The organism is Pseudomonas sp. B707, from assembly GCF_022496685.1.
GTDB classification, from domain to species: domain Bacteria; phylum Pseudomonadota; class Gammaproteobacteria; order Pseudomonadales; family Pseudomonadaceae; genus Aquipseudomonas; species Aquipseudomonas paraglycinae.
The window spans coordinates 53,996-74,291 of the sequence record NZ_WTVE01000017.1; the positions used below are offsets into that span (position 1 = coordinate 53,996).

Genomic DNA, 20,296 nt, shown 5'->3' on the forward strand with positions numbered 1-20,296 from the left:
CGCCAGAATCCGCTGGCTTGTGAGTTTTTTGGCCGGGCCCTATCGTTTCTCACACCCGGAGTGAGCAGGTGAAACGCTCCGAGGGATCAATCCAGGGAAGTGTTGATAAACGTCAGAGGTGTGGAATTGATTGCAAGGGAATTCAGCCAATTTCAAGCAAGCGACATGGCCGGGCAAACGGATAGTAGTGAGTGTATGAACTACATAACGCGAGACGAATTCAGCGCCAGGATCGAAGTCATCGAGACTAGAATCGATGCACGGATCGAGTCCATGTCCGCCAAGATCGATGGCTTTCTGACCCAACAGGCTGAGCGGGATCAGGCACGGTTGGAGCTCGAAAAAAGTCAGGAGCAGGGCCGGCTGGAGCAAAAACGCTCTATGGAGGAGGCACGGTTCTAGTGGGAGCGATCTCAGGAGGCGGCTCGGGTGGAGCGTGAGCGGTCCCAAGACGCGGCGCGTCTGGAGCAGAAACGAGAGCAGGAGGCAGCACGGCGGGAGTGGGAGAAGTCTCAGGAAAAGTCGCGCCTTGAGCGGGAAGAGGCCCAGGAGAAAGTGCGCCTTGAGCGGGAAGAGGCCCAGGAGAAAGTGCGCCTTGAGCGGGAGCAGGCTCAGGAAAGAATCCAGCTGGCGCACGAGAAGAATCTCGAAAACCTGCGGCAGGAGCGCTTGAAGGCTCGGCTGGGGCATGAAAAGGTCTTGGAGACGGCCCGACAGGAGCGGGAGACCGCCCGGGTCGAGCGAGAGAAAGTCTACGAAAAGGTCAGACTGGAACAAGAAAAGGCTCATCTGGAGCGCGACCAGCGTTACGCGATCGTCTCGGCTCGCATTGACAGGTCTCTGGAGCGAATTGACGAAGCCGTCAGGCAGGTCTCGACGATCAAGGCGAATTACTGGGCGGCAACAGCCGTACATTTTCTCGGGATGGTTGCCATACTCGCGGGTTCTTACTACGCCAATCAGGCAAACGTGCTCGTCACGATGCAGACCACCCTGGCCATGATTCAATCGGTGAAAGAGGCTGGAAACCCTGCGCCGGCAGTGCTGATGAGCTTGCCAGCAGAATGAAAAACGGCCTTCAACGAAGGCCGTTTTTTCGAGCGATGAAAACCACGGGCTTATGGCATTTCCGGCAGTTCCTGCGGGCGCAGGTCAAACACCAGGACTTCGGCATCCTGACCATTGCTCAGGGTCAGTGCCTGTTCTTCACGAACCCGCACGCCGTCGCCTTCCTTCAACTGCACGCCGTTCAGTTCAACACTACCGCGAGCGACGTGCACATAGGCATAGCGGTTGGCAGGCAGCTTGAGGGTGGCGCTTTCCTCGCCATCGAACAGCCCGGCATACACCCGTGCATCCTGGCGCACTTTCAGCGAGCCGTGGCTGCCTTCGGGCGAAATGATCAGTTGCAGGCGACCGCGTTTTTTCTGTTCGCTGAAGTGCTCTTGCTGGTAACGCGGTTTCGCGCCGCTGACGTCCGGTACGATCCAGATCTGCAGGAAGTGCACAGGCTTGGTCGCCGAATGGTTGAACTCACTGTGGGCCACGCCGCTGCCGGCGCTCATCAGTTGCACATCGCCGGGGCGGATTACCGAACCGGTGCCGAGGGTGTCCTTGTGTTCCAGCGCACCTTCGAGCACATAGGAGAAAATCTCCATGTCACGGTGCGGGTGCTGGCCGAAGCCCTTGCCGGCGGCAACGCGGTCATCGTTGATTACCAGCAGGTCGGAGAAACCCTGTTCACGCGGGTCACGGTAGCTGGCGAAAGAAAAGGTGTGGAACGACTTCAACCAGCCATGATTGGCCAGACCACGGTCGGAAGCTTTACGAAGGGTCAGCATGATGAAATCTCCTTTCAGGACGTTGATTCGTCCGAGTGAGGAGAAGGTTACTGGTTACCCCGCGATGCAATAAGTAGATGAAAATTGAAATACTGTCCCGTATGAGTTGACAGTTGTGAGTACTGGATCACGCATTCTTTTCCAACGTTTCCACCGTATCTGGCCATAATGCGCAGACTTATGATTCCACATGGATTTTGGTGATACCCCCATGAAGACCGTGGCAATGGTGCTGTTTCCGGATTTTCTGCTGCTCGACATGGCTGGGCCGCTGGAAGTCTTTTCGGTTGCCAACCGCTACCTGAAACCGCAAGACCACTATCACCTGACCACCCTGGGCACCGAGCGCGGGCCGTTGCGTGCGTCCAATGGCGTGCTCGTGCACACCGATCGGCACATCGACGAAGCCGATGAGCGCTACGACTTGCTGCTGGTGCCGGGCGGCCCTGGCGCCTACAACGAAAAACACCCGCCGTTGCTCGCCTGGCTGCAAGGCGCGGTGACGCGTGCGGGGCAATACGGCTCGATCTGTACCGGCGCCTTCGTGCTGGGTCACGCCGGATTGCTCGACGGCTATCGTGTGACCACCCACTGGAATTACACCGAACGCCTGATCAAGGGCTTTCCGAAGGCAAACGTCGCGACCGACCAGATTTTTATTGAGGATCGCAACCTGATCACCTCCGGGGGCGTCACGGCCGGGATCGATATGGCGTTGGCGGTGGTCGCCCGCGATCATGGCAAAAAGATTGCCCAGGACGTGGCCAAAGTGCTGCTAGTGGTGATGAAACGTCAGGGCGGGCAAGCGCAGTTCAGTCCGCTGATGGCCGCGGTGGCCCCCCAGGAAACGCCGATCACCCGGGTGCAGAACCATGTGCTGGAGCATCTTGAGGAAGCCTTCACCGTCGAGCGCATGGCAAGTCTTGCGAACATGAGTGCACGACACTTCGCTCGGGTATTCGCCCGCGAGGTCAACATGACACCCATGGAATTCCTGCAAAGTGCGCGCATCGATTGCGCGCGCAATCTGCTGGAAACCAGCGATCTGCCATTGAAAACCGTGGCCTACAAAAGCGGTTTCGGCAGCGTGCGGCACATGCGTTTTCTGTTCGGCGAAAAGCTCGGGCTGACCCCGACGCAATATCGCGAACAGTTCAGCTAGAGCGGTTCTGTCCGTTACGGGCATCCGGATGTCCGTGCTGGACCCCGCGTGGTGGTTGTACCGTCATCGAGGCCTGCGAAGATAACGGACATGAACAGCCTCAACGAATTGAACTCGGCGTCGGTCCTGCGTTTCGGGCCATACGCGTTCCATTTGCGCCAACGGCTGATCCTCGAAGGGGATCGGCAATTGCGCATGGGCGGTCGTGCGCTGGACATTCTGCAAGTGCTGGTCGAGCGCGCCGGACGGGTGGTCAGCAAAGAGCAACTGATTTCGCTGGTGTGGCCGACGTCGGTGGTCGAGGAGATCAACCTGCGAGTGCACATCGCTGCGTTGCGCCGGGCTCTCGGTGATGGTGAAAACGGTCAGCGCTACATCGTCAATGTGCCGCAATGCGGGTACAGCTTCGTGGCACCGGTGCAAGGCGACAGCGTCGCCCAAGTGGTGTTCGAAAGCCTGCAAGCACCCCAACACAACTTGCCCGCACGGCTGACGCCGGTCACCGGTCGTGATTCACTGGTCGGTGGTCTGGTCCGGCAACTGCCGTTGACCCGGCTCCTGACGGTGACGGGACCTGCCGGTGTCGGTAAGAGCACCGTGGCATTGCGTGCAGCGGAACTGCTGCTGCAGCATTTTCGTGACGGCGTGTGGCAGGTGGATCTGTCGCAGACCGACGAAGACACTTCGCTCCTCGATCACCTGCTGAAAACCCTCGATATCGACTTCCCCACCCTGGCCGCGCGCCACGCCTTGTTGGTGCTGGACAACTGCGAGCATCTGCACGAAGCCTGTCGGCACCTGCTGCAAAAACTGCTCGACGCCGCGCCTCGTCTGTCGATCCTGGCCACCAGTCGCGAACCGTTGCGTCTCGGTCTGGAAGTCCTCCAGCCGCTGCCGCCCCTGACCCTTCCCAAAGCCTCGGCCCTCAACAGTGTCGCCGAGGTCATGGGCTATTCGGCGGTGCAGCTGTTTGTCAGTCGTGCCCGTGCGCGTCAACACGGCTTCAGTCTGCGTGAGCAGGATCTGGAAACGGTGCGCGATATCTGTCGGCGGCTCGACGGTCTGCCATTGGCGATCGAACTCGCGGCGGCGCAGATCGATGCGCTGGCGCTGGTCGGCCTTCAGACCCAACTGGATCAAGGCCTGCAAGTTCTGAGTCACGGTCGCCGCACCGCCGTGCCACGCCACCAGTCGATGAAGGCTGCGCTGGACTGGAGCTATCAGCGCTTGAGCGAGCAGGAACAACGCGTGCTGCAACGCTTGTCGGTGTTCAAGATGGCATTCACCCTCGACGCCGCCATCGGTGTGATCAGTTGCGCGCAACTACCACCCTCGACACTGGTGGCAGTGGTTGAACAGTTGGCGGCCAGGTCCTTTCTGACAACGGACCGATCCAGCGGGACGCTGCGCTACCGAATGCTCAACACCACGCGCCGCTACGCCCGCGAACAGCTGGAGCAGGGCGGCGAACTGAGTGATGTCGAGCGTCGGCACGCGCGCTACCTGGGTCGCACCCGGCCAGCTTCAAGCGGCCGACTGACCGCGCAGTTCGTCGAGCAGTAAACGCACTTTGCGCAAATCCGGGGTGGCATAACCTTCGGTGAAGCGCTGGTAGATCGGTGTCAGCAATTCTAGCGCCTCACGATAACGCGACTGACGCTGCCACAACTGCGCCAGCGACGTGGCGCTGCGCAGTTCCCAGGCCAGGGCGCCTTGTGTCCGCGCAATCTCAAGCGATTGCTGCAAGGCGCTTTCGACCGTGTGATGGCAGGGCGATTCAGCCGCGAGCAATCGTTCGGCCCGGGCCCGCAAGATCTCCGCAGTACTCCATCCCGCCGCGCCACTTTGCGCGCGTTCGAGCAACGCATCATCAACGAAACCCGGATCCAGCGTGACCATGATTTCCCTGACCAGACCGCTGTCGGCGGGCGGGATGGCGGGGGCCTTGTCGGCGTCGATTACTTGCGCGTAGTGCCGCGCCCACGTGTAGAACAGCAGCACCGAATGCTTCTGCGCCTGTTCGAGCAACAGTTGCAGCAGTGCGCGGGCGTTCTGTACGTCGCCGTTGTAATGGGCGATCAGGCACGAGGCGAGTGCCAGGGTGTAGCAGATCGAAGTGCCGTGGTTGATCTGCACCGCGATGTCCAGCGCCTGCCGCGCCGTGCGCCAGGCCTGCTCGGGAAAACCTTGCAACCACAGCACTCGGGCGAGCACGGTCAGCGAGGCGACGCTCTGATCGTATTGCACGCCGAAACCGTGAGTGAAGCGGTTGAGGTGGCCGCTGTGGGCCATGCGCTGAATGACCTGTTCGGCGTGGATTCGCGCCTGATGCTGATCGCCGGCGTAATGCAGCGCGAGTACCCGCAAACGATGGGTACTCAGGGACAACTGCGCATCGCCGTGCACACCGAGGCTTTCGAATTGCTCGCTCTGATCGAGCGCCATCTGGTAATGCCCGCAACTGAGGTTGACCGCCATGTGTCCCGACACTGCGCGCAATTGTCCGGCCTTGTCGTCGTGCTGTTGCGCCAACAGGCGGGCGCTGGCAAAGGCTTCAATGGTTTCCGGTGTGCCACCCCAGGTGTGGTAGCAGGCGCTGCCGAGGGCCAGTTTCAAGGCGATTTCCAGTCGCGGGCAGGGCGCGTCGGATGACGCCAGCAATGCGAGTGCCCGACGCACATGCACGCCGTACTCCTTGAGCAGGGACAACTCCTGCCACAACGGCGCCGACGTCGCCGTCAGTCGAACGCCGAGCGCGCGCGAGCCTTCATCGTTCAGCGTCCACTCAAGCGCCGCCCGCAGGTCTTCGAGGCCACGGGCGTAGCGCTCGATCCAGACTTCGGTCGCCGTATTTTCCCAATCGGCCTGGGCCTGATGCATCAGCGCCAGGCTGCGTTCGGCATGGCGTTCGCGGGTTTCGCCGAGCTCGGCGGCCTGGTCGAGTTTTTCCAATGCATAGCGGCGGGTAGTGTCGAGCAGGCGATAGAACACCTCTTCATCGCCGACCTCGACGTTGAGCAGCGACTTGGCGACCAGTTGCGTGATCGACGCAAACACTTCGTTCGACTCGATGTGCTGACCGACGATAACCGCCGCCGCCGATTCCAGCGTGAATGCGCCACGAAACACACCCAGTCGACGCAGACCGGTCTGTTCGCAGGCGTTGAGCAGATTGAAACTCCAGTCCAGCGTAGCGCGCAGGGTTTCATGCCGGCCGAGGCGAGTCTGATTGCCCGTCGGCAAACGCCCCTGAAGCTGACTCAGCAAACCGTCCAGCCCGAGGCCCGCCACCTGCGCGGCGGCCAGTTCAAGCGCCAGTGGGATGCCATCGAGCCGTCGACAGATGTCGATGATCAAGGGCAGATCAGCATTGTCCGGCTCAAAGTGTTCGTGGGCCGCCATTGCCCGTTCGACGAACAGTTGCAGCGCAGAAAATCCCATCGCCTGATCGCGGTCGAGTACTGCAATCGGCGGCGGGCAATCGAGGGATTCCAGACGCTGAACGTACTCGCCCTCGGCGCGCAGGCTTTCGCGGCTGGTGGCCAGAATATGCACCTGCGGCGCGCCACGCAGAATGCTTTCACTCAGCAATGCCACGGCGTCGATCAAGTGCTCGCAGTTATCGATCAACAGCAGCATCTGCCGCTCGCGCAGGCTGTTGATCAGGCAAGCCATCGGTTCACTGGCATGCAGCGAAAGGTCCAGCAGGGCGGCGAGGTGCGAGCAGATCGAAGCGGGATCGTTGAGCGGTGTCAGATCCAGCAGACGAATTCCGTCACGATAGCGGCCAATCAGTTGTTCGGCGACGCGCAGGGCCACGGTGGTCTTGCCGATGCCGCCGGGGCCGACCAGGGTGATGCAGCGCTGGCGCGGCAGTTGCGTCATCAGGCTGTCGACCACCGACTGGCGACCGATCATCCGCGTGCGCCGCAATGGCAGGTTATGCCGGCCGAGGTTGGCGGCGGCGGGGTGTTGTTCGATGGATTGCAGCACGACCGGCGCGACGAAACTGTAACCGCGCTGCGCCACGGTAACGATGTAGCGTTGCCCGGCCTGACCGTCGCCGAGGGCCTTGCGCAGCGCGGCCATGTGTACCCGCAAATTGATGTCTTCCACCACGCTGTCCGGCCAGACCCCGGCGATCAGCTGCTGCTTGCTCACCACCTCGCCGGCGTGGGCCAACAGGATCAGCAGAATGTCCATGGCGCGGCGGCCCAGGCGCAAAGGCTGGTCGCCCTCAAGCACCAACCGCTGGCCGGGGTGGATCCGATAGGGGCCGAAACCGATGGCCTGATTCGGGGAAAGACTCAACCGCTCACTCCTTCGACGTTTTTTATGATCCTGGTCCGCCTCGGTGAAGAATCCGTGACGGGCAGGGCGGGGAGCGACTTGAGGGTCACGCAAGCCGTCTAATCCGCAGTATCCGGGCATATTCCTCAGGATTTGTCGCCAGTGCAACGTGCGCGCAATGCACGCGCCCTGGCATCACTCAGCATCCGGTGCCGTCACCACTGTATTTAAAGGCCGGAACCTGTGCCGGCTCACCCGACAGCCGGGAAAAATTAACAACGATTAACTCGTCCGCGCCCGCTTCAGAGCCAAAACTCCGGGGCAATGGAATGCATACGTCCGGAGGACGCTGCGATGAGCAAGGTAGTGGTGGTCTATCACAGTGGCTACGGGCACACCCGCGTCATTGCGCAGGCAGTGGCCCAAGGTGTGGAACGCCATTTGGGCAGCACCTGCCTGTTGCTGGCGGTCGAAGACGTCGAGGCCCACTGGGATGACCTGCACCGCGCCGACGCCATCATCTTCGGTGCACCGACCTACATGGGCAGCGCCTCGGCGGCGTTCAAGCAGTTCATGGAGGCCACGGCCCCGTTCTACCTCGCCCGGCCGTGGCGCGACAAACTCGCGGCGGGCTTCACCAATTCCGGCAGCCTGTGTGGCGACAAACTCAATACCTTGCTGCAAATGGCGGTGTTCGCCGCTCAGCATTCGATGATCTGGGTCGGGCTCGATCTGCTGCCGGCGCGTGCGTGCGGAGGTGTGTTCGATGGCCAGTTGAATCGCCTCGGCAGCTCCCTCGGCGCGATGTCTCAATCCTGCGTCGAGCAACCGCCCGAACAGGCACCTCCTCTGGAAGACCAACAAACCGCCGCGCATCTGGGCGAGCGGGTGGCGCGACTGGCTCAGCGGATGGCTGGGGAGTGAAACCGCCTCAGCGGTTTTTCATGACCTGACAACGCCACGCAAACGGATTGATGCCTTCGCTGCGGGTGAAGATGTGGCAGAAGTGCGCCTGATCGCAGAAGCCGCATTCCAGGCTGATTTGCGTGAGGCTGTGGTTCGTCTGCTGGATCAACAGCTTGGCCCGGGCAATGCGCTGGGTGCGGATCCAGTCTTGCGGCGAGTACCCGGTGCTGCACTTGAACGCCCGGGAAAAATGGCTGCGTGACAGTGAGCAGGCGTTGGCCAGCTCGGTGACTTCAAGGCTGTCGCCGAGGCGTTCGAGGATCAGTTGTTTCACCAGCCGCTCGCGCTGCGGGCTGAGGCCGCCGGTGCTGGTCTTGCGGGGTTCGCTGGCAGGGGCGCGGGCGACGGTTTGCTGTAAGTGAGCCATGGCCAAGGTCCGTGTCGGTGGGGAACGCACGGTCAGCGCTTTCCCTCAGGTCAATAAAACAACGCTGCGCAGAGGGATTCATTGTTTGACGAGGGGCGAAGGCTGACGAGTTAAACGTTGTTAATTCCACCGTCGGCTGCAACTCAGCACACCGCTGCAAGTCCCCATGACGGGAAGCGGGCAGGATGGCGACGATTGGGGGCGGGCCATAAGGGGCCGCAGAATCGGGCTCGGGCGAGAGGATGCATATGAAAGGTTTGTTCAACGGCGCAATCGGCGTGGCGTTGGTCGGTGTGATGTCTAGCGCCATGGCGCAGGCACCGCAGGTTGGCACGCAGGCGCCGGGTTATTTCCGGCTGGCGCTGGGCGATTACGAGGTGACGGCGCTGTTCGACGGCTACAACGATTTGTCGCCGAAGCTGCTGCAGGGCATGAGCCAGAGCCAGATTCGCGCGCTGCTGGCCCGTCGCTCGATTGAAACGCCGGGCGTGCAGACCGCGTTCAATGCGTTCCTGGTCAACACCGGCAAACAACTGATTCTGGTGGATACCGGCGCGGGCCAGTGCATCGGCGCCACTGCCGGCCAGCTCTCGGCGAACATGCAGGCAGCGGGTTACAAGCCTGAGCAGGTCGACGCGATTCTGCTGACGCACCTGCACCTGGATCACGTCTGTGGACTGGTCGACGGCCAGCAACGGCCGATCTTTGCCAATGCGACGGTTTACGCCGCCAAGGCAGAAGCCGATTACTGGCTCGACCCGCAGGCCCTCGCCAAGGCACCAGCCGGCGCGCGGGAGTTCTTCAAGATCGCTCAGGACTCTACCGCGCCATACGTCTCCGCCGGGCGCTTCAAGACATTCGCGGCGGGCCAGTCGCCGTTGCCGGGCTTGGTCGAAGCCACACTGGAAGCCGGGCACACGCCGGGCAGTACCACCTACCGTTTTACTTCACAGAATCAGAGCATCGTGTTCATGGGGGATCTGGTGCACAACCTCGCGGTGCAGTTCGATCATCCTGAGGTGGCGATCAGCTTCGACGTCAACAGCCAGCAAGCGATCAAGAGTCGTAACGCTGTGTTCAGTGCAGCGGCGGCCAGCAAGACCTGGGTAACGGCTGCGCACTTGCCGTTCCCGGGCATCGGCCATATCACCGCGGTCGACAAACACTTCCAGTGGGTGCCGGTCGAATACGGTCCCTACAAACGCGCGGCCAAAGTACCGCTCATCGAGTAAAGTGCCCATCTTTCACGTCAGGCTCAAACAAGGAAAACGTGCTCCATGAACCGAAACGATCTGCGCCGCGTCGACATGAACCTACTGGTGATTTTCGAGGCACTGATGTTCGAAAAGAACCTGACCCGCGTCGCCGAAAAACTGTTCATGGGCCAACCGGCGGTGAGCGCGGCGCTGGGCCGCTTGCGCGATCTGTTCGACGATCCGTTGTTGCTGCGCAATGGCCGGGGCATGGAACCGACGGCGCGGGCGCTGGCGATTCTTCGGGAACTGCAACCGGCGATGGACGTGATTTCCGGCGCGGTCAGCCGGGCCAAGGAATTCGATCCGGCGACCAGTTGCGACGTGTTCCGCATCGGTCTGTCGGATGACGCGGAGTTCGGCCTGTTCCCGCCGCTATTGCGCCAGTTGCAGGAAGAGGCGCCGGGGATCGTGGTCGTGGTGCGCCGCGCCAACTACCTGCTGATGCCGACGTTGCTGGCCTCCGGGGAAATCTCCGTCGGCGTGAGTTACACCACCGATCTGCCGGCCAACGCCAAGCGCAAGAAACTGCGCGACATTCCCTGCAAGGTCTTGCGCGGCGACAACCGGCCAGGCCCGCTGACCCTCGACGAATACTGCGAGCGACCCCATGCGATGGTGTCGTTCTCCGGCGATCTGAGCGGCAACATCGACGTGGACCTGGCCAAGGTCGGTCGCAGCCGCCGGGTGGTGCTTGGCGTTCCGCAATTCAGTGGCTTGCGCGCGCTGTTGGCGGGCACCGAGATGATCGCGACCGTGCCGGATTACGCGGCGTGTGCGTTGGTCGAAGGCTGTGCGTTGCGGGCTGAAGATCCGCCGTTTCCCATCGATGCGGCGCAACTGTCGATGGCGTGGAGCGGGGTGCATGACAACGACCCGGCGGAGAAATGGCTGCGGTCGCGGATCAGTCAGTTCATGTCGGTGACGCTGGATATTCCGGTGGTTTAAGCGTGCCGTTCGTCTGAATCAACCCGCAACCTGTTAGTTCTGACAGTGGTGCGTGCTCGTCTTCCCGTGTTTGATGGGCCAATGCCGAAGCGGCCAGCTATCAAGGGAAGTGAATATGGACACGCCGATTCCTGCGCTCACCCGTGACGATCTGCCACCACTGGCAATTGAAGAAAGTTCGAAGGGTTTCCTGGTGCCAGCGGCCGCCCGGTACAACCTGACGGTAACAATCGACTTCCCTTGGTTGCCAGGGGACTTTATTACGATCAAGGTGGCAGGAACTCCAGGTCCCGGTTCCTATACGTCGCCGCGAATCCCGATCGGCGGATTCAAACGCCCTTTTACGACCCACATTGACACCACATTGGTAGCATTTAATCTCGGGCTAACTGTCAGAGCCTTTTACACGCTTCACCGTGGCACTGAACCGTCTGTGGAATCACAAACTTTGCCGCTTTACATACCGCTCATCGACCAACTTGATCTGCCCCTGCCGGTGATCAAGGAGGCAAGCGACGAAGGTGAGGGCACTCACCTGGATGTGAGCGAACTGGCTGAGGTTACATTGCGTATCAGGTCATGGCTGCTGAGCAGGCGCGAGCAGTTCTTCTGGCTCCGGCTTACAGGTGTGAAGCCCGACGGCAGTGTCTGGGAGGCCTGGTATTGGAAAGCACCGGAGAATGTCGTCGGTAATGGATTCAGTCTGGGATATAAAGAGGAAAGAGTCCCTGCTGCACCGCTGCAAGGTCTGCAAAATGGCAGCGTGCTGACGATGAGATTCTGGGCCGGGCTGCAAAACAGTCCGGATCTTTCCGAGGCCCAGGCATTTGCCCATCGGAACTACACCGTCAATACAGTTGCAACCAATACGCCCGGCATATCGTCGGTCACCGATGCCGAGGGTGAAGTCCCCGATGGCGCAGACACCCGCTACACCAGCGTTACCCTGAGCGGTAGTGGTTTCGGCGCGATAGACGTCTTTGATGGTCAAACTTTTCTGGACACCGTCAACGCAGTGGGCGGTATCTGGACCTATTTGGCAAAGGCACTGACCGGAGGCCTGCATTCGTTCACGGTTCGTTTGGCAGATGGCAGCGGGGGAACGTCCAGTCCGAGGCGAATCAAGGTCGTCATTCAGAACCTCGAGGTGACGATTGCCGAGGCGCCCGATAATGGCAATGTTGATCCGTTGGCGGTAGAGATGAATCTGACGGCTGTCGTGAATTACGACATGCAGCCCAACGACCGGATCAGAGTCCGCTGGACTGCTGCGCCGGGGACTCCGGCGGCGGGCTCACACACCACCAATACCCTCACAGCCGGCCCCACGCGTCCCAGGAGAATCCCTTTGCCGCTTACGCTCGTGGCGTTCAGCCTGGGCAAGCGGGTCACGGTCAGCGCCGAATATGATCGCGGCACGGCTCAGCCCGTGCCTTTGGGGCCTATTCATCTGAATGTGGGGATGATCCCGGCGGACCGGTTCATTCCTCCCGTTTTTCTCGAGGCCAATGGTACGTCGGACCTGTTCTTGGCCAGCGTGCAGGGCGGCGCAACCTTGCGCTTTGGTGTATGGCCGCATATTGCGAGATTGCAGTCACTCTGGCTGGATCTGGAGGGCGAAGACATCAACGGTGCCCCCCATAATCTCGCGATGTGGACGGGCAACGTCACCGTCAACCAGAGCTGGGTCTTCAATAACGGTTACAGCGTCATTGTTTTGTTCAGTTACTTGAAGGATCTGCGCCCCGGCAGCACGTTGACCCTGCGTTTCAGGGTCAATCTGGACACCGTCGCGAATTCGTCAACGGCTCAGGCTTTTGTCCTGCGTCAGTACACGATTCGATAGAGCGGGCGATCAAGAGCAAAGAGAGCACACCCATCCAATTTCCCCCCCGATCAATCATTGCACTATTCCCTGCAATGATTGATCGGGGGTGGGCCCATGAACGCTGTACAACGCAATGACCAGGCGCAAAACCTCGGCCTGCTGTTCCTGCGGGTGACCGGCGGGTTGTTTCTGCTGTTCGTCCACGGCTTGCCCAAGCTGCTGGACTTCACCGCGCAGCTGCAACTGATCGAAGACCCGTTCCACCTCGGTGCCCACCTCACTTTGATTCTGGCGATCTTCGCCGAAGTCCTCTGCCCGCTGCTGATCGTCGCCGGGGTGCTGGCGCGTCTGGCGTGCTTGCCTATTCTCTTTGTGCTGCTGGTGGCGTTGCTGCTCGTGCATCCGCAATGGAGTGTGGCCGAAGGGCAATTCGGCTGGTTGCTGTTGATCCTCTTCACCACTGTTCTGATCGCCGGGCCGGGACGGCTGGCGCTCAATGTTCGTTTGCCCGGAGTGCTCCGTTATGCCTGATGCCCAGACCCTGAAAAAACCGGGACCCGAAGAAACCGTGACGCTGATCGTCAAGCACCGGGTCAAGGCCGGTTTTGAAGCGCCTTACGAAGCCTGGCTGCGCAATATCGTCAGCGTGGCGGGGCGCGAAGAAGGGCATCTGGGCGTGGACGTGATGCGCAGCCAGCAGGGCGGGCTCGCACTGTTCACCTGCGTGCTGCGTTATTGCTCGACCGAGGCGATGCAGCGCTGGCTCGATTCGCCGCAGCGTCAGAAGCTGATCGATGAAGCGGCGCCGATGCTAGCCGACGGCGACCAGACCGAAGTCAACGCAGCCAACGAATTCTGGTTCACGCCGACGGCCGAGGCCGGCTCACCGCCACCGCGCTGGAAGCAGGCCGTGGTCACGCTGCTGGTGATTCTGCCGCACACCTTGCTGGTGCCGCTGATCTGGGGGCCGTTGCTGCAACTCAATGCCTTTCTCTCCAACTACGTGGTCGCCACGTTCCTGATCACCCTGACCATCGTGGTGTCGGTGGTTTACGTGTTCATGCCGCCGGTGACCCGTCTGTTCGCGCCGTGGCTGGAAGCCGGTCAGTCACGCAAAAAAACCGAATCCAATGCCAATCCGCTGCGCTGAAGCGGCGGGTCCGGGCTCCGTTTCACTTATCTCGAAGGAACTGCGATGAACGCCGATCTGATTCTGTTCAATGGCCAATTTCATACGGTAGACCGCGAAAAACCCCTCGCCAGTGCCGTGGCGATCAAGGACGGCCGCTTTGTCGTCGTCGGTAACGATACGCAAGCCATGGCCCTGCGCGGCGCCGGTACGCAAGTGGTCGACCTCAAGGGCCGCTGCGTGATTCCCGGCCTCAACGACTCGCACTTGCACCTGATCCGTGGCGGCTTGAACTACAACCTCGAACTGCGCTGGGAAGGTGTGCCGTCGCTGGCCGATGCGCTGCGCATGCTCAAAGATCAGGCCGACCGCACGCCGACCCCGCAATGGGTGCGCGTGGTCGGTGGCTGGAACGAATTCCAGTTCGCCGAAAAACGCATGCCGACCCTCGAGGAAATCAACCAGGCAGCGCCGGACACCCCGGTGTTCATCCTGCACCTGTATGATCGTGCGTTGCTCAACCGCGCCGCGTTGCGCGTCGCCGGCTACACCCGCGACACGCCGAACCCGCCGGGCGGCGAGATCGTGCGCGATGCCAACGGCAACCCGACCGGCATGCTGGTGGCGCGGCCGAACGCGATGATCCTGTACTCGACGCTGGCCAAGGGGCCGAAGCTGCCGCTGGAATATCAGGTCAACTCGACCCGCCAATTCATGCGCGAACTCAATCGCCTCGGCCTGACCAGCGCCATCGATGCCGGCGGCGGTTTCCAGAACTACCCGGACGATTATCAGGTGATCGAACAACTGGCCAAAGACGACCAGTTGACCGTGCGCATCGCCTACAACCTGTTCACCCAGAAACCCAAAGAAGAGCTGACCGACTTCCAGAACTGGACCGGCAGCGTCAAGTTGCATCAGGGCGATGACTTCCTGCGCCACAACGGCGCCGGGGAAATGCTGGTGTTCTCGGCAGCCGACTTCGAAGACTTCCTCGAACCGCGCCCGGACCTGCCGCAAACCATGGAACAGGAACTGGAGCCGGTGGTGCGCCACCTGGTCGAACAGCGCTGGCCGTTCCGTCTGCACGCCACCTACAACGAATCCATCAGCCGCATGCTGGATGTGTTCGAGAAGGTCAACCGCGATATTCCGTTCAACGGCCTGCCGTGGTTCTTCGACCACGCCGAAACCATCACCCCGCAGAACATCGAGCGGGTGAGGGCACTGGGCGGCGGCATCGCGATTCAGGATCGCATGGCGTTCCAGGGCGAATACTTCGTTGACCGTTACGGCAAACAAGCCGCCGAAGCCACACCGCCAATCAAGCGCATGCTTGCCGAAGGCGTGCCGGTCGGCGCGGGCACCGATGCCACGCGGGTGTCCAGCTACAACCCGTGGACCTCGCTGTACTGGATGGTCAGCGGTCGCACCGTCGGCGGTCTGGCGCTGTACGAAGAAGGTTTGCCACGCACCACCGCGCTGGAACTGTTCACCCACGGCAGTGCCTGGTTCTCGTCCGAGCAGGGCAAGAAGGGCCAGATCAAGGTCGGGCAACTGGCGGACCTGGCAGCGCTGAGCGCGGACTTCTTCCATGTCGAAGAAGAAGCGATCAAGTGGATCGAGTCGGTGCTGACCGTGGTCGGCGGCAAAATCGTTTATTCCGCCGGAGACTTCGAAGACCTAGGCCCACGTGCATTGCCGGTGCTGCCGGACTGGTCGCCGGTGGTGAAAGTCCCGGGCCACTGGCGCCCGAATTCGCCCTTGCAGGCCCAGGTTCACCAGTGCAGCGGCCCGTGCGCGGTGCATACCCACAGCCATGAAAAAGCGCGGATGTCGAATGCGCCGGTCAGCGATTTCGCCGGTTTCTGGGGCGCGTTCGGCTGCTCCTGCTTCGCGTTCTGATCCTTTTGAAAAAGCGCCGCTCTGTGTGAGCGGCGCTCCCCGCAACAACCATCCATCGAGGAGTTTCACATGAGCAACGTTCCTTACAGCCGCCTGAACAAAGACGATGCCGTTGTACTGTTGGTCGACCACCAGACCGGTCTGATCTCGCTGGTACAGGATTTCTCGCCGAACGAATTCAAGAACAACGTGTTGGCACTGGGCGACATCGCCAAGTTCTTCAACCTGCCGACCATCCTCACCACCAGCTTCGATTCCGGCCCGAACGGCCCGATCGTGCCTGAGCTGAAAGAGCAATTCCCGGACGCGCCGTTCATTGCCCGCCCTGGCCAGATCAACGCCTGGGACAACGAAGATTTCGTCAAGGCCATCAAGGCCACCGGCCGCAAGCAACTGATCATCGCCGGTGTGGTGACTGACGTGTGCGTAGCGTTCCCGACCCTGTCGGCCATCGCTGAAGGTTTTGAAGTGTTCGTGGTGACTGACGCTTCCGGCACTTTCAACACCACCGTGCAACAAGCGGCGTGGGCGCGCATGTCGGCTGCCGGCGCGCACCTGTTGAACTGGTTTGCTGTGGCTTGTGAGCTGCAAGTTGACTGGCGCAACGACATGGAAGGCTTGGCGAACCTGCTGTCGCAGCGTCTGCCTAACTACCGCAACCTGATCAACAGCTATACCAAGTTCACGGCCCAGTAATTGGCTGAACAAAATGCCCGCTGAAGAGCGGGCATTTTTTTTCGGTGTTGGTGAGTGTGTATTTTCACTTCGAAAACGAGCCCTCACCCCAACCCTCTCCCAGAGGGAGAGGGGGCCGACCGAGGTGGATGTGCGAAGTACATCGACCTGAGAGTCCTGAGCCGAACTTGGATTTTAACAGCACGAAAATCTGCTCCCTTTCCCCCTCGCCCCCTTGGGGAGAGGGTTGGGGTGAGGGGGTTGGATTTTGAAGTTAAAGAAGATTGAAAGCCCGGTGAATTATCGCTTCTGCAACCATCCCAAAAATCCACCTTTGCGAACCGGCACAGGCTTGGCCATCAACGCCAGCCGACTGTTCTGCTGCCGCACTGCCTGCAACTTGTTCAACGCCCGACCCACTTCACTGCGCTGTTCCATGCACTGGCGGGTCAGGTTCTTGTCGAGGCGATAAATGATCGACGACGTCAGCGCCGTGAACGTCGCCTGCGAAGGCGTATCCGCGAGGATGCTCTGTTCGCCCATGACCTCACTCGGCCCCATGCGCCCGGCCTCGGTGAAGCCGTTGCCGTCCGGTACGCTGGCGCTGACCACGCCGGTGGCGATCACGAACAGGCTGTCCGGGACTTCCTCCAGATTGAGCACTACCTGCCCGGCGCTGTACTGCTGCGCGACCATCGATTCGGCGAGGCGATCGCGTTCCTCATGGCTCAGCGAGCGGAAGATTTTCACTTCATCGAGCAAGGCGCGGGCGCGGGTCGAAGGTTCGATCACGCCGTCCGGGTGCCGCGAAATGCCAGCCGCTTCGAGATGGCGGTGGGCGAGGTCGAACAGTTGATTGCGCACCTCGCTTTTCTTGCCCAGTTCGGCGATGAACCCGCTGGCCACGTATTCCGACATTTCGTCGCCGGCCTCTTTCAGCACCGCTTTCGGCGCGGGCGTCAGCAACAGACTGCTGCTGCCTTGCAGCGTGCGCTCGAGGGCGTCGAGCACCCGGCGCGGGCGAATGTGGTTCGGCACCTTGATGCTGATCGACACGCCGTGCAGGTTGTTCGGGCGGCTGAGGTTGACGATCTTGGCCTTGGCCGCCACCGAGTTCGGCACCACGGCCAGAGTGCCGGTGCTGGACAGCAGGTGCGTGGCACGCCAGTTGATGTCGAGCACCTTGCCTTCGACGCCGTCGATGACCACCAGATCATCCACCTGATACGGCTTGGTGGTGTTAAGCACTATGCCGGAAAACACGTCGGCCAAGGTGCTTTGCAGCGCGAGACCGATGACGATCGCCACCACGCCGGAAGTCGCGAGCAGGCCTTTGACCGGCAGATCCAGCACATAACCGGCCGCCGCGACGATGGCCGCCAGAAACACCAGCGCCCCGATCACGTCCTGCAACAACCGGCCGCTGTGACCGATGCGGCGCATCAGGATCAGGCCGATGACTTCGGTCAGCACCCGCGCGGCGTACAGCCACCAGAGAATCCCCAGTGCCGTCGCCCCGAGTTGCGCCACCGGGTCATCGGCGAACAACGGCGCCTGCAACGGGCTGACACCGGCGTTGATGGCCAGTGCGTTGAAGCCCAGAAACAGCACCAGTCGCACAGCGACCCGTTGCGCGCGATGCTTGAACGGCACGAGATGCCAGAGCAGGGTGTCGAGCACCAGCAGCAGGGCGCTCCAGGACAGCAGGTGGGCAGAAAAAAGGCTCATGAGGTGAACTCCGGCGGGCACAAAAGAAAACGCCACACCCGAAGGTGTGGCGAGGGGTTGCACTCAGTTCAGATGGGTCTTGAGTTCCGCTGCGGCCTGGCGCACGGCGGCCTTCACCTCAGGGATTCCATTCAGCGGGTTGAGCAGGCCGAAGTCGTGAATCATCCCGTTGTAGCGCACCGAGGTCACCGGCACACCGGCCGCGTCGAGGTGGCGGGCGTAGCCTTCGCCTTCGTCACGCAGCACGTCGAACTCGGCGGTCTGCACCAGCGCGGCGGGCAGGCCCTTGAGCTGTTCGGCGCTGGCGTTGAGCGGCGAGGCATGGATCTGCGCACGCTCGGCCGGGTTGGTGGTGTAGTTGTCCCAGAACCACTGCATCATGCCCTTGGTCAGGAAATGGCCCTCGGCGAATTGCTGGTACGAGCCGTTATCGAACCCGGCGTTGGTCACCGGCCACATCAGCAACTGGAAGCGCAGGGCCGGGGTTTTCTGTTCCTTGGCCATCAACGCCACAACCGCTGCCATGTTGCCACCGACGCTGTTACCGGCCACCGCCAGGCGCTTGCCGTCGACCCCGATGTCCTTGCCGTGCTCGGCCACCCATTTGGTCGCGGCGTAGGCCTGATTGATCGCGGTCGGGTACTGCGCTTCCGGCGACGGCGTGTAGTCGACGTACACCGCGACCGCGCCAGAACCCACCACCAGATCACGAATCAGGCGTTGGTGCGTCGGGAAGTCACCCAGCACCCAGCCGCCACCGTGGAAGAACATGAACACCGGCAGCTCGCCCTTGATCTTGGCCGGACGCACCACTTTCAGATTGATCGTCTGGCCGTCGACCTTGATCGCCTTGTCGCTGACTTCAACGCCGGACAGATCAACCTTCACCGAAGCCTGGGCGCCGGTCAGCACCGCACGGGCGTCTTTCGGGCTCAGTTGTTCAAGTGGTTTGCCACCGCCGGCGGCGAGGGCGTCGAGGAAGGCCTGAGTGTTGTGTTCGACGCCAGTGCTTTCGGCGGCGAAGGCGTTGCCGATGGACAGGGCGAGGAGGGAAGCGGCGAGGGTTTTCTTGATGTTCATGTGCAAATCCTTTTTAAGTCGTTTGAGTTTTTATGCCTTGGGATCGGGCTGCTGTGGCGCTGGGCTTCAGGCCTCAGCAACACCGTGAGCACAGATTAATGAGGTGCCGGAAAGTGAAAAAGCGGCTATAAAGCGTTTAACTGTCAACCAGAGAGTGACAATGAACCCGTTCGAAGACATGCGTATTTTTTGCCAGGTGATGGACTCCGGCAGCTTCACGGCGGCGGCCGATCAATTGGGTCTATCCAAGCAGTTCGTCAGCCGTCGGTTGATGCAACTGGAGGAGCGCCTGGGCGTGCGATTGCTCAACCGTTCGACCCGGCGCCTGGACGTGACGCCGCTGGGCCAGAGCTATTACGAGTCGGCGCTGCGTTTGCTCGGTGAAGTGGAGTCGGTGGAGCAGGGCATCGCCGGGCAGACTGCTGAGCCGCGCGGGGCGATTCGCGTGAGTGCGCCGCTGTCGTTTGCGTTGGCCCATCTGGGCTGTCTGCTGCCGCCGTTTCTGCAGCGTTATCGCGAGGTCACGGTGGAGGTGGACTTGAGCGACCGGCCGGTGGATCTGCTGGGCGAGGGTTACGACCTGGCGCTGCGCATTGGCGTACTGGAGGACTCGACCCTGATCGCCCGACGCATCGCGTCAATCGAGCGAGTGTATTGCGCCAGTCCGGCGTATCTGGCCGAACGCGGTACGCCGGTCAGACCGGAAGATCTGCTGGGCCACGACTGTCTGCCTTACGGCCACGGGCGTTCGGTGCAGTGGCGGTTCAACGCGGGGCAGGGCAAGCCGCTGCTGGTGAATGTCACCGGGCGGATGCGCGTCAACAACGGTGAGTTGCTGCGGGATGCGGCGGTGGCGGGGATGGGGATTACCTATCTGCCGACGTTCATTGTCGGCGCGGCGCTGAAGGATGGGCGGCTGGTGCCGGTGCTGGATGAGTTTCGGCCGGAACCGCTGACGTTGTCGGCGGTGTATCCGCAGCATCGCCAGGCGTCGCGGCCGGTGCAGGCGTTGATCGAGTTTTTGCGGGAGCGGCTGGATCAGAATCATGTCGCTCTCTAGGTTTTGCGGTGAGCTGGTGGGCGCCGATGAGCCCTGTGGGAGTCGGGCTTGCCGCGATAGCGGT

Annotated in this window: 18 protein-coding genes; 13 read left to right on the top strand and 5 right to left on the bottom strand. The window is 61.4% G+C overall.

All coding sequences use genetic code 11. The features are described from left to right. The first annotated feature begins 273 nt into the window (after positions 1-273). Positions 274-402, top strand: a complete 129-nt coding sequence (locus GQX66_RS28500; protein ID WP_276613375.1) for a hypothetical protein — start codon at positions 274-276, stop codon at positions 400-402. A 27-nt stretch (positions 403-429) separates the two neighbouring features. Continuing rightward, entirely contained in the window at positions 430-1,068 is a 639-nt protein-coding gene (locus GQX66_RS08395) for a hypothetical protein (RefSeq protein ID WP_240868050.1), read from the top strand. A 50-nt stretch (positions 1,069-1,118) separates the two neighbouring features. Here GQX66_RS08395 and GQX66_RS08400 read toward each other — a convergent pair whose 3' ends face one another. Beyond that, positions 1,119-1,841 (bottom strand): pirin family protein, encoded by a 723-nt coding sequence (locus GQX66_RS08400; protein ID WP_085689135.1) that lies wholly within the window; start codon positions 1,839-1,841, stop codon positions 1,119-1,121. Between the two features lie 211 nt (positions 1,842-2,052). Here GQX66_RS08400 and GQX66_RS08405 point away from each other — a divergent pair, with 211 nt between their 5' ends. Continuing rightward, positions 2,053-3,003, top strand: coding sequence for a GlxA family transcriptional regulator (locus GQX66_RS08405; protein WP_085747778.1), 951 nt, complete (start codon positions 2,053-2,055; stop codon positions 3,001-3,003). 90 nt (positions 3,004-3,093) lie between these two features. Then, entirely contained in the window at positions 3,094-4,566 is a 1,473-nt protein-coding gene (locus GQX66_RS08410; protein WP_129973539.1) for a winged helix-turn-helix domain-containing protein, read from the top strand. On the opposite strand, the gene GQX66_RS08415 is transcribed toward GQX66_RS08410, so the two are convergent. Beyond that, positions 4,528-7,314 carry a winged helix-turn-helix domain-containing protein gene (locus GQX66_RS08415; RefSeq protein WP_129973538.1) on the bottom strand — a complete coding sequence of 929 codons (2,787 nt, stop codon included), beginning with the start codon at positions 7,312-7,314 and terminating at the stop codon, positions 4,528-4,530. The two genes, GQX66_RS08410 and GQX66_RS08415, sit on opposite strands and share 39 nt — an antisense overlap. A 333-nt stretch (positions 7,315-7,647) precedes the next feature. Between GQX66_RS08415 and GQX66_RS08420 the strand changes: the two genes are divergently transcribed. Beyond that, positions 7,648-8,217 (top strand): flavodoxin family protein, encoded by a 570-nt coding sequence (locus tag GQX66_RS08420; RefSeq protein WP_129973537.1) that lies wholly within the window; start codon positions 7,648-7,650, stop codon positions 8,215-8,217. Between the two features lie 7 nt (positions 8,218-8,224). On the opposite strand, the gene GQX66_RS08425 is transcribed toward GQX66_RS08420, so the two are convergent. Next, positions 8,225-8,626, bottom strand: a complete 402-nt coding sequence (locus tag GQX66_RS08425) for a helix-turn-helix transcriptional regulator (protein ID WP_085747774.1) — start codon at positions 8,624-8,626, stop codon at positions 8,225-8,227. A 248-nt stretch (positions 8,627-8,874) separates the two neighbouring features. Between GQX66_RS08425 and GQX66_RS08430 the strand changes: the two genes are divergently transcribed. The 7 genes from GQX66_RS08430 to ycaC all read left to right on the top strand — a co-directional run bounded on the left by GQX66_RS08430 (position 8,875) and on the right by ycaC (position 16,385). Beyond that, a complete protein-coding gene (locus GQX66_RS08430; protein ID WP_129973536.1) occupies positions 8,875-9,858 on the top strand; it encodes an MBL fold metallo-hydrolase in 984 nt (327 codons plus the stop codon). Positions 9,859-9,903: 45 nt separating this feature from the next. Beyond that, a complete protein-coding gene (locus GQX66_RS08435) occupies positions 9,904-10,827 on the top strand; it encodes a LysR family transcriptional regulator (protein WP_007956084.1) in 924 nt (307 codons plus the stop codon). A 115-nt stretch (positions 10,828-10,942) separates the two neighbouring features. Beyond that, a complete protein-coding gene (locus GQX66_RS08440; protein WP_240868053.1) occupies positions 10,943-12,673 on the top strand; it encodes a hypothetical protein in 1,731 nt (576 codons plus the stop codon). A gap of 96 nt (positions 12,674-12,769) precedes the next feature. Further along, positions 12,770-13,186, top strand: coding sequence for a DoxX family protein (locus tag GQX66_RS08445; RefSeq protein ID WP_085698570.1), 417 nt, complete (start codon positions 12,770-12,772; stop codon positions 13,184-13,186). Next, the gene (locus GQX66_RS08450) at positions 13,179-13,805 is read left to right on the top strand and encodes an antibiotic biosynthesis monooxygenase (protein WP_102688414.1); all 627 of its coding nucleotides are present in this window, start codon (positions 13,179-13,181) and stop codon (positions 13,803-13,805) included. The genes GQX66_RS08445 and GQX66_RS08450 overlap by 8 nt, the downstream gene beginning before the upstream one ends. A 45-nt stretch (positions 13,806-13,850) precedes the next feature. Beyond that, the gene (locus GQX66_RS08455) at positions 13,851-15,689 is read left to right on the top strand and encodes an amidohydrolase (RefSeq protein WP_085712054.1); all 1,839 of its coding nucleotides are present in this window, start codon (positions 13,851-13,853) and stop codon (positions 15,687-15,689) included. Positions 15,690-15,758: 69 nt separating this feature from the next. Further along, positions 15,759-16,385, top strand: coding sequence for an isochorismate family cysteine hydrolase YcaC (gene ycaC, locus GQX66_RS08460; protein ID WP_039771508.1), 627 nt, complete (start codon positions 15,759-15,761; stop codon positions 16,383-16,385). A gap of 279 nt (positions 16,386-16,664) precedes the next feature. On the opposite strand, the gene GQX66_RS08465 is transcribed toward ycaC, so the two are convergent. Then, positions 16,665-18,092: a mechanosensitive ion channel family protein gene (locus tag GQX66_RS08465; protein ID WP_129973534.1), complete on the bottom strand. Its 1,428-nt coding sequence runs from the start codon at positions 18,090-18,092 to the stop codon at positions 16,665-16,667. 63 nt (positions 18,093-18,155) lie between these two features. Continuing rightward, on the bottom strand, positions 18,156-19,172 hold the full coding sequence (locus GQX66_RS08470; RefSeq protein ID WP_085747768.1) for an alpha/beta hydrolase: 1,017 nt from the start codon (positions 19,170-19,172) through the stop codon (positions 18,156-18,158). A gap of 160 nt (positions 19,173-19,332) precedes the next feature. Here GQX66_RS08470 and GQX66_RS08475 point away from each other — a divergent pair, with 160 nt between their 5' ends. Further along, positions 19,333-20,232 carry a LysR family transcriptional regulator gene (locus tag GQX66_RS08475; RefSeq protein ID WP_102688417.1) on the top strand — a complete coding sequence of 300 codons (900 nt, stop codon included), beginning with the start codon at positions 19,333-19,335 and terminating at the stop codon, positions 20,230-20,232. The last annotated feature ends 64 nt before the right edge of the window (positions 20,233-20,296 follow it).